The organism is Rhodococcus indonesiensis, from assembly GCF_047782815.1.
GTDB lineage: Bacteria > Actinomycetota > Actinomycetes > Mycobacteriales > Mycobacteriaceae > Rhodococcus > Rhodococcus indonesiensis.
Window position 1 is genome coordinate 1194719 of sequence record NZ_CP180630.1, and the last position, 12462, is coordinate 1207180.

General features: G+C 70.7%; 12 protein-coding genes. 2 read left to right on the top strand and 10 right to left on the bottom strand.

What is annotated here, in order from left to right; all coding sequences use genetic code 11:
* Nucleotides 1-15: 15 nt before the first annotated feature.
* From ACM26Y_RS05645 to ACM26Y_RS05680, 8 genes are all read right to left on the bottom strand, one after another.
* Nucleotides 16-1908 carry a propionyl-CoA synthetase gene (locus ACM26Y_RS05645; protein ID WP_416062876.1) on the bottom strand — a complete coding sequence of 631 codons (1893 nt, stop codon included), beginning with the start codon at nt 1906-1908 and terminating at the stop codon, nt 16-18.
* Between the two features lie 120 nt (nt 1909-2028).
* Complete coding sequence (locus ACM26Y_RS05650; RefSeq protein WP_416062877.1) at nt 2029-3531, bottom strand: carboxyl transferase domain-containing protein; 1503 nt, start codon at nt 3529-3531, stop codon at nt 2029-2031.
* Nucleotides 3532-3540: 9 nt separating this feature from the next.
* Nucleotides 3541-4737, bottom strand: a complete 1197-nt coding sequence (locus ACM26Y_RS05655) for an ABC transporter permease (RefSeq protein WP_416062878.1) — start codon at nt 4735-4737, stop codon at nt 3541-3543.
* A complete protein-coding gene (locus ACM26Y_RS05660; protein ID WP_003936380.1) occupies nt 4734-5624 on the bottom strand; it encodes an ABC transporter ATP-binding protein in 891 nt (296 codons plus the stop codon). Before ACM26Y_RS05660 ends, ACM26Y_RS05655 begins: the two co-directional genes overlap by 4 nt.
* Before the next feature lie 33 nt (nt 5625-5657).
* A complete protein-coding gene (locus tag ACM26Y_RS05665; protein WP_003936379.1) occupies nt 5658-6203 on the bottom strand; it encodes a hypothetical protein in 546 nt (181 codons plus the stop codon).
* Entirely contained in the window at nt 6200-6490 is a 291-nt protein-coding gene (locus ACM26Y_RS05670; protein ID WP_003936378.1) for a helix-turn-helix transcriptional regulator, read from the bottom strand. The genes ACM26Y_RS05665 and ACM26Y_RS05670 overlap by 4 nt, the downstream gene beginning before the upstream one ends.
* A gap of 103 nt (nt 6491-6593) precedes the next feature.
* Nucleotides 6594-6968: an RNA-binding S4 domain-containing protein gene (locus tag ACM26Y_RS05675; protein ID WP_003936377.1), complete on the bottom strand. Its 375-nt coding sequence runs from the start codon at nt 6966-6968 to the stop codon at nt 6594-6596.
* Complete coding sequence (locus tag ACM26Y_RS05680) at nt 6965-8602, bottom strand: ABC-F family ATP-binding cassette domain-containing protein (RefSeq protein WP_416062879.1); 1638 nt, start codon at nt 8600-8602, stop codon at nt 6965-6967. The genes ACM26Y_RS05675 and ACM26Y_RS05680 overlap by 4 nt, the downstream gene beginning before the upstream one ends.
* Nucleotides 8603-8688: 86 nt before the next feature.
* Here ACM26Y_RS05680 and ACM26Y_RS05685 point away from each other — a divergent pair, with 86 nt between their 5' ends.
* Complete coding sequence (locus ACM26Y_RS05685) at nt 8689-9513, top strand: aldo/keto reductase (RefSeq protein ID WP_416062880.1); 825 nt, start codon at nt 8689-8691, stop codon at nt 9511-9513.
* Nucleotides 9514-9717: 204 nt separating this feature from the next.
* A complete protein-coding gene (locus tag ACM26Y_RS05690; protein ID WP_054372909.1) occupies nt 9718-10224 on the top strand; it encodes a pyridoxamine 5'-phosphate oxidase family protein in 507 nt (168 codons plus the stop codon).
* 75 nt (nt 10225-10299) lie between these two features.
* On the opposite strand, the gene ACM26Y_RS05695 is transcribed toward ACM26Y_RS05690, so the two are convergent.
* Nucleotides 10300-11364, bottom strand: coding sequence for a S1C family serine protease (locus ACM26Y_RS05695; RefSeq protein WP_416062881.1), 1065 nt, complete (start codon nt 11362-11364; stop codon nt 10300-10302).
* Nucleotides 11361-12461, bottom strand: coding sequence for an NAD(P)-binding domain-containing protein (locus ACM26Y_RS05700; RefSeq protein ID WP_416062882.1), 1101 nt, complete (start codon nt 12459-12461; stop codon nt 11361-11363). The genes ACM26Y_RS05695 and ACM26Y_RS05700 overlap by 4 nt, the downstream gene beginning before the upstream one ends.
* Nucleotide 12462 lies beyond the last annotated feature (1 nt).

Genomic DNA, 12462 nt, shown 5'->3' on the forward strand with positions numbered 1-12462 from the left:
GCTGCGCCGGATCGGCTATCCGCGCAGTTGCTGCTCGAGCGCCTCGAGCACCGACGGGTCCTCGATGGTGGACGGCACCGTGTACTGCTCGTGGTCGGCGATCTGCCGCATCGTCTTGCGGAGGATCTTGCCGGAGCGGGTCTTCGGCAGGGCCTGCACCACGGTGACGTCCCGGAACGTCGCCACCGCGCCGATCTGGTCGCGCACCATCGCCACGAGTTCCTGTCGCAGCGTCTCCGGGTCGATCTCGACACCGGACTTGAGCACTACGTACCCCGACGGCCGCTGACCCTTGAGCTCGTCGCGGATGCCGACGACCGCGCACTCGGCGACGGCCGGATGCGAGGCGACGACGGCCTCCATGCTTCCGGTCGACAGGCGATGGCCGGCGACGTTGATGACGTCGTCCGACCGGCCGAGGACGAAGACGTAGCCGTCCTCGTCGACGTAGCCGGAATCGCCGGTGAGGTAGTAGCCCGGGAACGTCTCCAGATACGACCGCCGGTAGCGGTCCTCGTCCTGCCACAGTCCGGTCAGTGTGCCCGGCGGCAGCGGCAGCGCGATCACGATGTTGCCCTCGGTGTTCGGTCCGACCGGCTTGCCCTCCGCATCGACGATGTCGAGGCGGTAGCCGGGTACCGGCACTGTCGGCGAGCCGGCCTTGATCGGCATGGACTCGAGTCCGCGCAGGTTCGCGGCGATCGCCCACCCGGTCTCGGTCTGCCACCAGTGATCGACGACGGGCCGGTCGAGCACCTTCGTCGCCCACTCGTAGGTGTCCGGGTCGAGCCGCTCGCCCGCCGCGAACAGCGTCCGGAGGGAGGAGATGTCGTAGTTCTCCAGTTCTTTCGCCTCGGGGTCCGCCTTGCGGACCGCGCGGATCGCGGTGGGGGCGGTGAACAGCGCGACGACGTCGTTCTCGTTGACGATGCGCCAGAACGCACCGGCGTCCGGCGTGCCCACCGGCTTGCCCTCGTACATCACGGTCGTCGCACCGATCAGCAGCGGGCCGTAGACGATGTACGAGTGGCCGACGACCCAGCCCACGTCGGAGGCCGTCCACCACACGTCGCCGGGGGAGATGTCGTAGATGTTGCGCATCGACCAGGTCAGGGCCACCGCGTGCCCGCCGTTGTCGCGCACCACACCCTTCGGCTTCCCCGTGGTTCCGGATGTGTAGAGGATGTACAGCGGGTCGGTGGCGGCGACGGTCACCGGCTCGGCGGGATCCGCGTCGGCGACGAGTTCGTCCCAGTCGAACCACGCGGCGGCGGACGCCTTGTAGTCGGCCGCCGTGCCCGGGATCATCTCCCGGTTCTTGACGATCACGGTGTGCGGCGGGGTCTGCGACAGCGACAGCGCCTGTTCGACCATCGGCAGGTACTCGACGGTGCGGCCCGGTTCGAGTCCGCCGGAGGCGGTGACGAGCAGAACGGGCCGGGCGTCGTCGATGCGGGTGGCGAGCTCCTTGGCGGCGAACCCGCCGAACACCACCGAGTGCACGGCACCGATGCGGGCGCACGCGAGCATCGCGATCGCCGCCTCCGGGATCATCGGCATGTAGATCACGACGCGGTCGCCGGCAACGACGCCCTGATCGCGCAGCACCCCGGCGAACGCCGCGACCTCGTCCAGCAGCTCGGCGTAGGTGTAGGTGTGCTTGGCGGGGACCATCGCCGAGTCCCAGATCAGGGCGGGCCGGTCGCCGTGCCCGGCCCGCACGTGCCGGTCGAGGGCGTTGAAGCTGGTGTTGAGCGTGGCGTCGGGGAACCAGCGGAACGACGGTGCCTGCGAGCCGTCGAGGGCCCGCGTCGGCGCGGCCACCCAGTCCACGGCGCGGGCCGCCTCGAGCCAGAATCCCTCCGGATCCTCCACGCTCTGCCGGTAGGCCTCCGCGTACGAGCTCATCGATTCGCATCCTCTCTGACCACAGCTTGTGACGCCGACCACCCTATTCGAGATTCCCCGGCGCGAGGCACTGCCCGTTCGGGCGGTGCGCCGGACGGCGCCTCGGCGTCGGTGAGCGGGTTACCGCGGCAGCCCCAGCTTCCGGTAGCGCTCGAGCCGCCGCCGGTACCGCAGCGTCGCGTCCTGACCGACGAGCACGCCGAGTTCGCGGGCGACGGCGGCCCCGACGCGCTTGGCGAACTCGGTGGGCTCCGCCGCGGCGTCGGGCAACTCGGGGATCACACCGTCGACGACACCGTCGCGCAGCAGATCCCGGGAGCGGATGCCCTGGGCCGCTGCCATCTGTGGGGCGTGCGTGGTGTCGCGGTGCACGATCGCGCTGGCGCCTTCGGGCGGCAGCGGGGCGAGCCAGCCGTTCTGGGCGCACAGCACCCGGTCGGCGGGCAGCAGCGCCAGGGCGCCGCCGCCGGTGCCCTGCCCGAGGAGCACCGACACCGTAGGGGTCGGCAGAGTCACCAGGTCGGCCAGGCAGCGGGCGATCTCCGGCGCGAGTCCACGCTCCTCGGCCTCCTTCGACAACGAGGCTCCGAGCGTGTCGATCACCAGCACGAGTGGAAGGCGGAGCTCGTCGGCCAGCCGCATCGCGCGACGCGCCTCACGCAGCGCGCCCGGACCCATCGTCCGGGCCGCGGACTGGCCGCTGCGGTCCTGACCGAACAGCACGCACGACGCGCCGCGGAACCGGGCGAGGGAGACCAGCACGGTGCGGTCGGACTCGCCCTGTCCGGTGCCCGACAGCGGAACCTGCGCGGATGCCGCATGCCGCAGCAACTGCCGGATGCCGGGACGTTCCGGCCGGCGGGAGAGCATCACCGACTGCCACGCCGGGACGTCGGGCACGTCGTCGGCGGAGGTCACTGCGGGACCCGCCGACGCGTCGACGATCGTCGGCTCGGTGAGCACACGCAGCATCCGGTGCACGAGCCGGCGGACCCCGGCGAGAGGCACCACCCCGTCGATCACACCCTTCTGGGACAGGTTCTCGGCGGTCTGCACGCCCTCCGGGAAGTCCTCGTGGTAGAGCGCCTGATAGACGCGGGGCCCCAGGAAGCCGACGAGCGCACCGGGTTCCGCGGCGGTGACGTGCCCGAGCGAGCCCCACGAGGCGAACACCCCGCCGGTGGTGGGGTTGCGCAGGTACACGAGATAGCCGAGGTGCGCGGCCTTGTGGGCGGTGACGGCCGCCGCGATCTTGACCATCTGCACGAACGCGAGCGTGCCCTCCTGCATCCGGGTGCCACCGGAGGTGGGGGAGGCGAGCAGAGGCAGCTTCTCGCGAGTCGCGCGTTCCACGGCGAGGACGATGCGCTCGGCCGCCGCGACCCCGATCGATCCGGCGAGAAAGGCGAACTCGCAGGCGATCACCGCGATGCGGCGGCCGTGCACGGTTCCGACGCCGGTGATCACGGACTCGTCCACGCCGGACTTCGCCGCCGCGGCCTCCAGTTCGGCGCGGTACTGCTCGTCGGGGTGCACGTCGACGGGGGCGGTGTCCCAGGAGTGGAAGGTGCCTGCGTCGAGCACGCTGTCGATGAACTCCTGCGCCGAGATCCTGGGGGCCATGGCACGACCCTAGCGGTGCGCGCCCATCGCTTCCTTCCACGTGACGACGCGGCCGATGCGCAGGATGGACCTGCGGTAGATCCGCGCCCCGAGCACGCTCAGGGCGGCGGTCACGAGCAGCATCAGCACGATGGTGCCGACGATCTGCAGCGGTGTCGCCACACCGGCGGCGATGCGCAGCGGCATGAGGATCGCCGAGAACGGCGGGATCCAGCTCAGCACGGTGCTCCACGTCGACTCGGGGTCGTCGACCGACGAGAAGGCCGCGAAGAACATCGCGACGATCAGCACCATCAGCGGCGACGCCGTGGCGTTCACGTCCTCCTGCCGTGACACCATCGACCCGGCAGCGGCGTAGAGGACCGCGAAGAACGCGAACCCGAGGACGAACCAGCCCAGGGTGCCGGCGAGCGTGCCCAGGGCCGCGCCGGTCACGGTGAGTGTCCCGGTGGCGAGACCGGCACCGACCCCGGCCACTCCGTACGCGGTGAGTTGCAGCAGCCCCACGGCGCCGATGCCGACGATCTTGCCCCACAGCAGCTGCAGCGGGCGCAGCGTCGACAGCAGCAGTTCCACCACGCGCGACGACTTCTCCTCGACCACGCCCATCGCCACGTACATGCCGAACATCATGATCTGCATGTACAGCAGCACGACCGCGGCGATCGCCAGGGTGGTGCGCTGTCCCTGCTCAGGGTCCGGGGGGTCGAGGGCTTCGACGGTCACGGTGGCGCGGGCGGTGTCCGCGGCCAGCGCCGACGGGTCGACGCCGCGCGCAGTGAGGGCGTCGACCTGGGCCTGCTGCGCGACGGCCGTGTCGATCGTCGCGCGCAGGGCCGGATCGATCTCCGATTCGGCGACGGCGGTGACCGAACCTCCCGGGCCCGGGAACAGCGCGACGTCGAGTTCGCCGTCGCGTACCCGGTCGCGGCCGCTTTCGGCGTCGGGAATCTCGGAGACGTCGACGGAGCTGCCGGTGGCGTCTCCGATCGCGGTGATCGTCGCGCCGAGCGCCGGGTCGCCGACGACGCCGACGGTGGCGGGTTCGTCGTCGCCCGAGAACAGCGACACAGCGACGATGCCGCCGACGATGGCGAGCAGGATGATCGCGTTGCTGATCAGAAAACTCTTCTTGCGGACCTGGGTGAGGAACTCGCGGCGGGCCACCAGGGCCACGGCGTGGACGGGGCTCAGCGGGGCGCTCACGCGGCTACCACCTCTCGGAACAGGTCGGTCAGGGTCGGGCGGTGGACGGAGAATTCGTGTACGGGACCGGTGGCGAGGGCGGCCCGGAGGATCTGCTGGTCGTCGGCGCCCTTCCCGAGCAGCAGAACGGTGCGGCCACCACCGTGGGCGACGGTGGTGACGCCGGGCAGATCGGCTGCCCAGCCCTCGGGGGCGTGCGGGGCGTGCACCTCGAGCCGGGCCGCGCCGTGGCCGCGCAGTTCGTCGACGGTGCCGACGGCGCGCATCGTTCCCTTGGAAATGATCCCGACCCGGTGGCAGAGCCGTTGCACGAGGTCGAGCTGGTGGCTCGAGAAGATCACCGGCACTCCGGTTTCGGCCTTCTCGATCAGCACGTCGCTCATCACGTCGACGGCCACGGGGTCCAGGCCCGAGAACGGCTCGTCGAGGACCAGCACCTTCGGGTCGTGCACCAGGGCGGCGGCGAGCTGGACCCGCTGCTGGTTACCGAGGGAGAGCGCGTCGACGGCATCGTCCACCCGCTCGGCGATGCCCAGCCTGCTCGTCCAGCGTGCGACGGCCGCATCGGCGTCGGATCGGGAAAGTCCGTGCAGGCGAGCAAGGTACGACAGCTGCGCCCCGACCTTCATCTTCGGGTACAGCCCTCGTTCCTCCGGCATGTACCCGATGGTGCGGCGCACGTCGAGGTCGACGGGCCGGCCGTCGAGCCGGACCGCACCGGAGTCGGCCGCGAGCACACCGAGGACGATCCGCATGGTGGTGGTCTTCCCGGCACCGTTGCTGCCGACGAAGCCGAACAACTCGCCGGGTCGCACATCGAAGGTGACGTCGTCGAGTGCGACGACGTCACCGTATCGTTTCGAGACACCGTCGATCGTGAGGGTCACGTTTCCTCCGTATTCCTCGGGTTGTCTTGCAAATCAGTCGATCTCGTCAGGATCAGGGGTGTTCCAGGCCAGGATCATGGCGGGCAGGCAGCCGCCGACGAGTGTCGCGGTCAACGTCATCAGCCCGCCGGCGTACGCCATCCGCGGATGCATGCCGTCGGTCTGCACGCTGCCCACGACGAGGTAGAGCACCGGAATCATGACCAGGGCCTGGGTGACGGTCAGGGCGATGGAGCGAGCGCTGTTGCGTTCCTGGATCTCTCGTTCGTCGAGCGCGGCGCGCGGGGCGTCACCCTGGCGGCCCGAGACGATCTGGAGCGAGATCCAGACGGGGAAGAACACGAGGCACGCCGGCAGCCACAGCAGCGGTGCCCGCTCGAAGAAGTGGCACAGCACGCTCACGGTGAACATGAGAACGAACGTCGCGGCGAGGGCTACCACGAGGACGCGACGTCGCCGGCGAGTACGCCAGCGCGGCAGCATGTTCCGGAACTTCTCCTCGTTCTTCAGGAAGCGCCGGGTGCGGAACGCCTCGTACCGCGCGAGGAGAGTGGTGTCGTGCACGGGCATCTCGGTCACTGTGCGTCACGTCCTTCGGTTGCGGTGCGAATTCGGTACACCTCGGTGGACAGTGGCCCGAATTCGTTGCGGGAGAACACGGCTTCGACCGGCAGGCCGAAGACGTCGCAGATCCGGAAGGCCAGGTCGAGGCTGGGGTAGTGGTCGCCGCGCTCGAGGGCGCCGACGGTCTGGGGATTGACGTCGACGAGTTCCGCGAGTTGCGCGCGGCTCATTCCGCGTTCCGCGCGCAGGACGCGGATGCGGTTGTGGATCGGCAGGGTTTCCCCCCGACGGACCGGGCTCATACAACGAATTGTTGTAAAAACACAACGGTTCGTCAAGTGGGATTCGCCGGATCGCATGCGAAACAACCATCGGTACGGTTGTCGATGTCCGAAACGGGTGCGGCTATTCGAGCAGCCCCCGCAGCCGGTCGAGTTCGCGACGGTCCCGCTTGGTGGGCCGGCCCGCACCGCGGTCCCGGCGCGGGAGGGAGGCCAGGATCTCCCGGGGCGGAGGTGGGGGACTGTGGTCCTCGTAGGCCTGTGCTGCGATCGGTGCACCCACCCGTTTGGTGAGCAGCTGCGTCACGCGCACGATCCGTTCCGCCCCGGCGACCCGCACCCGCACCTCGTCGCCGACCTTCACCGCCTGCGACGGTTTCGCGGGGGCGTCGTTGACCCGCACGTGCCCGCCCCGGCACGCGGCCGCGGCTGCGGACCGTGTCTTGAACAGGCGCACCGCCCAGGTCCAGCTGTCGACCCGCACACTGCCCGCCGTCACGCCGGGTCCTCCGTCAGCCGCCCGCCGTCGAGGTGCCATCGGCGGGTCGAACGGGTGGTGGCCAGCATCCGGCGGTCGTGGGTGACCAGCACCAGCGTGCCCTCGAAGCTGTCGACGGCCTGCTCGAGCTGCTCGATCGCGGGCAGGTCCAGGTGGTTCGTCGGTTCGTCGAGCACCAGCAGGTTCACCCCCCGGGCCTGCAGCAGGGCGAGTCCGGCCCGGGTGCGTTCCCCCGGTGACAGCGACGACGCGGACCGCAGCACGTGATGGCCCTTGAGCCCGAACTTCGCGAGCAGCGTCCGCACGTCCGCATCCGGCCAGTCCGGCACCTGCGCGGCGAACGCGTCCACGAGCGGCTCGTCGCCCTCGAACAGCGCGCGCGCCTGATCGATCTCGCCGACCTCCACCCCCGACCCGATGGTCGCGGTGCCCGTGTCGAGGCGGATCCGGCCCAGTAGTGCGCGCAGCAGCGTCGTCTTCCCCGCACCGTTCGGGCCGGTGAGGACGATCCGGTCCCCCCACTGCACCTGCGTGGTGACGGGCCCGAGCACGAAGTCGCCCCGGTCGACGCACGCGCCGTTCAGGGTGGCCACCACCGCGCCGCTGCGCGGCGCCGCGGCGATCGACATGCGCAGCTCCCACTCCTTGCGCGGCTCCTCGACGACGTCGAGCCGCTCGATGCGGCGCTGCGTCTGCCGTGCTTTCGCCGCCTGCTTCTCGGTGGCCTCGGCACGGAACTTCCTGCCGACCTTGTCGTTGTCCTTGGACTTGCGCCGGGCGTTGCGGACCCCGTGCTCGAGCCAGTTGCGTTGCATCCGGGCGCGATCCTCGAGCTCCTGCTTGGTGTCCGCGTACTCCTCGTACGTTTCGCGGGCGTGCTTCCGCGCCACCTCGCGTTCGACGAGGTACGCCTCGTAGCCGCCGTCGTACACCGCGATCTGCTGCTGCGCGGAATCCAGTTCGACGATTCCGGTGACCGTGCGGGCCAGGAACTCGCGGTCGTGGCTGATCACCATCAGCGCGGTGCGGGTTTCGGCGACGAAACGCTCGAGCTGGTCGAGCCCGGCCAGGTCGAGGTCGTTGGTGGGTTCGTCGAGCAGCAGCACGTCGTACCGCGACAGCAGCAGGGCCGCCAGCCCGGCCCGCGCCGCCTGTCCCCCCGACAGGCCCGTCATGGGCGCGTCCAGCCCGACGTCGAGGCCCAGGTCGGCGACGACCTTCTCGGCGCGTTCGGCGAGATCCGCGCCGCCGAGGGCGAGCCAGCGCTCCAGCGCGGGGGTGTAGTCGTCGACGTCGGTGGTCCCCAGCGCCTCGGCCGCGGCGTTCATCGCGTGCTCGGCGTCGGTGACGCCCGTTCGCCGGCCGAGAAAGCCGAGGATCGTCTCGCCCGGGACGCGCTCGGGTTCCTGCGCGAGATACCCCACGGTGGCGTCGGGCGGACTGAATGCGACCGTGCCGGTGACGTCGGCGGTGCCCACCCCGGCGAGCGTCGTGAGCAGGGTCGACTTGCCTGCGCCGTTCGCGCCGACCAGGCCGATCACGTCGCCGGGCGCGACGGTCAGATTCAGGTCGGTGAACAGGGTGCGTTCGCCCCGGGAGGCGGACAGGCCGCTGATGCGCAGTGTTGCAGTCACCACTCGATTATCCCCACGCGGGCTGGTGGGTTTCCGGATGGTGGGATAGGGGGAACATCGGGCGGCCGGAACCCGTTGGGCCGATCATGACCGTTCCCACGATCACCCTCAACGACGGCAACACCATTCCGCAGCTCGGCTTCGGTCTCTGGCAGGTCGAGGACGACCGGAGCTACGACGCGGTGACCGAGGCCCTGCGGGTGGGCTACCGCAGCATCGACACCGCGGCGATCTACGGCAACGAGGCCGGCACGGGCCGCGCGCTGCGCGACTCGGACGTCCCACGCGACGAGCTGTTCGTCACCACCAAGCTGTGGAACAGCGACCAGGGCTACGACTCGACGCTGCGCGCCTTCGACACGAGCCTCGATCGGCTCGGCCTCGACTATGTCGACCTGTACCTGATCCACTGGCCGGCACCGGGCCAGGACCGCTACATCGACACCTTCCGCGCCTTCCAGAAGATCAAGGCCGAGGGCCGGGCCCGTTCGATCGGTGTCTCCAACTTCCGGATCGAGGATCTCGACCGGCTGATCGACGCCGTCGGCGAGGTTCCGGCCGTCAACCAGATCGAACTGCATCCGCGGTTCGATCAGGCCGAGCTGCGGGCCTACCACACCGGTAAGGGCATCGCGACCGAGGCGTGGAGTCCCCTCGGCCAGGGCGCCGTGCTCGACGACCCCACGCTGACGGCCATCGCGCAGGCTCACGGCCGCAGCGTCGCGCAGGTGATCCTGCGCTGGCACATCCAGCTCGGCAACATCGTCATCCCGAAGTCCGTCACCCCCGAGCGCATCGCGAGCAATTTCGACGTCTTCGGCTTCGAGCTGACCCCGGACGACCTCGACCGGATCCGCGGGCTGCACGACGACAGCGGCCGCATCGGCGGGGACCCCGCCACGTTCTCCTGATCGTCGGCGTCGGCGTCGGCGGCGGCGGTGGTGGTGGCAGTGGTGGTGCTGGCGGCCGAATGTGACATGGGTTCGATCTGATCGACGCAATGTGACATTCGGTCACCACATTCGGTCCGCACATTCGGCCTGCGCGATGAGTTCTCCCGGTCCGGCCGGTCGGTACCGATACGGGCTCCGGCCGGAGCCGGGAGAGGAGTTGTCGTGAGTACACCGGTCACCACTACCGTCGATGCGCGTTTCGGGGACGACGGGGAGCCGCCCCTGCCGTGGCCCGACACCGAGGAGCTGCTCGAGTCCGCGCAGCTGTACTGGCTCAGCACGGTCCGGCGCGACGGCGTCCCGCACGTGACGCCGCTGATCGGACTGTGGCAGGCGGGCGGATTCGTCTTCTGTACGGGTCCGGGCGAGCAGAAGACCCACAACCTCCGGCACAACGATGCCGTCGCGGTCACGACGGGTGTCGCGACCTGGGCGGCCGGCACGGACGTCGTCGTCGAGGGGCGCGCCCGCCGGGTCACCGACGGTGACGAGCTGCGCGCCGTCGCCGAGGCGTACTTCGTCAAGTACGGCCAGCAGTGGCGTTTCGAGGTCCACGGTGACGCCGTCGGCCCGGTGGACGATCCGGGTTGGGTCTTCCGCGTCGTGCCGAGCAAGGTGCTCGTCTTCGCGAAGGGGCCGTTCGGTCAGACCACCCACCGGTTCGCCTGACCTGCCCGTGACCGAATGTCACATTCGGTCGATGTGACCGACTGAATGTGACATTCGGCCACCGGGGTTCGGGGGTCAGCGTGGCGGGCCGGCGTCCAGCACGACGCGGGCGGTGTGTTGCCGGCCGGCAGCGTCGAGCCAGCCGATCTCCACGCTGTCGCCCGGTCGGCGCGCCATCAGCATCTCCTCGAGGTCCACCGTGGTCGTGACGGGGCGCCCGTCGAACGCGACGATGACGTCGCCGATCTCGAGGCCGGTGCCGGCGGCAGGGGTGCCGTAGCCGACCCACAGCACTTCGGCGCCTGTTTCCTCGTTGCCGGTCCGGTCGGTGGTGACGCTCACTCCGAGCAGCGGCGTCGGGCCGACGTGCACCGTCCCGGCGCTCGTCCCGGTACGGACCTGGTCCACCACGTCGAGGGCGGTCCCGATGGGCACCGCGTACGCCTCGGGTGGGTCGGGGACGGCGGCCGGGTCCGGTTCGACCGCCCCGGCGGTGTTGACGCCCACGACGGTGCCGAACGCGTCGACGAGCGGACCGCCGGAGTCTCCGGGCCGGATCGCCGCGCTGACCTGCAGCATTCCGCGCAGCCGACGTAGGGATCCGTCCATCGAGTCGCGTACCGACACCGTCTTGTCGACGGCGACGATCGTGCCGGGCGCGGGCACGACGACGCCGCCGCCGTCCGCGTTGCCGAAGGCCGTCACGGGCGCGCCCGGTTGCGGGAGGGGAGTCTCGGTCACGGCCGCGACCGGCAGATCGGCGGCGGAGCCCAGTTGCAGTACGGCGATGTCGAGGGTGGAGTCGTAGCCGAGCACCGCGACGTCGTAGCTCGCGCCGGTGTGGGGGCTCACCGCGCTGATGTCGGTGGCCCCGGTGACGACGTGGTGGTTGGTGAGTACCGTGCCGTCGGCGGTGAGGACGATGCCGGTGCCCGAGATGCCGCGCCAGCCGCGGTTCGCGGTGAGGGTGACGACGGCCGGAGCGATCCGTGCCGAAACCTCCTCCGCCGTGGGCGGCACGATCGGCGGGGCGGGAGCCGGGGGCGGTGGCGGCGGCACGGCGATCTCGACCGTCGCCGGTGCGGTGAGCACCAGGCCGGCGGCCACCATCGCCAGAACGGCGCCGAGGCGGCGGATCACGGCCCCGGCGCGGTGGCCGCGAGGTGGTCGACGAGTTCGCGGGCGGCGGCGCGTCCGGCACGGTTCGCGCCGATGGTCGACGCCGAGGGCCCGTACCCGACGAGATGGATCCGCGGGTCCGCCGCGACCTGCGTCGCCAGCTTGCCCGTCATGGTGATGCCGCCGCCGGGATTACGCAGGCCGAGGGGAGCGAGATGGTCGAGGGAACTACGAAAACCGGTGCACCACAGGATGACGTCCACGGCGAGCGTGGTGCCGTCGGACCAGCGGACGCCGGTCTCGGTGATCTCCTCGAACATCGGGAGGCGGTCGAGGGCGCCGCGTTCACGCGCCGCGCGGATCGCCGGCGTGACCGGCAGACCGGTCACCGACACCACCGAGCCCGGCGGCAGCCCCTGTCGTACCCTGTCCTCGACGAGTGCGACGGCGGAACGCCCGAGTTCCGGCGTGAAATCCTCGTCACGCCAAGCGGGTTCGCGACGGGTGACCCACGTCGTTTCGGTGACGCGGGAGATCTCGTCGAGCAGCTGTACCGCCGAGATGCCGCCGCCGACGACGAGGACGTGACGACCGGCGAACTCGTCGGCGCTGCGGTAGTCCCGGGTGTGCAGCTGGCGCCCGCGGAAGCGCATGGCTCCCGGATACCACGGCACGAAGGGATGTTCCCACGTGCCGGTGGCGTTGACCAGGCCGCGGGCGGAATACACCCCGTGGTCGGTCTCCACCCGCAGGCGCTCGCCGCGGTCGCACACCACGCCGACCTGGACGGGGCGGTGCACCGGCAGGTGGAAGCGCGCCTCGTAGGCGCGGTAGTACTCGGGCACCGCGGCGGAGGCCGGGACCTCTCCGGCGGTGGTGTCGACCGCCTCGGAGAACGGCCACCCCGGCAGGTCGTGCACTCCGTTGACGGTGCTCAGCGTCAGTGACGGCCACCGCTGCTGCCACGCGCCGCCGGGGCCGAACGAGCGGTCCAGGACGACGAACCCGGACTGCGGTTCGACGCCGAACCGTTGCAGGAAGTAGGCGGCGGACAGCCCGGCCTGGCCCGCGCCGATCACGACGACGTCGACGGCGGTGGCCGGTGCGTCCGTCGTCATC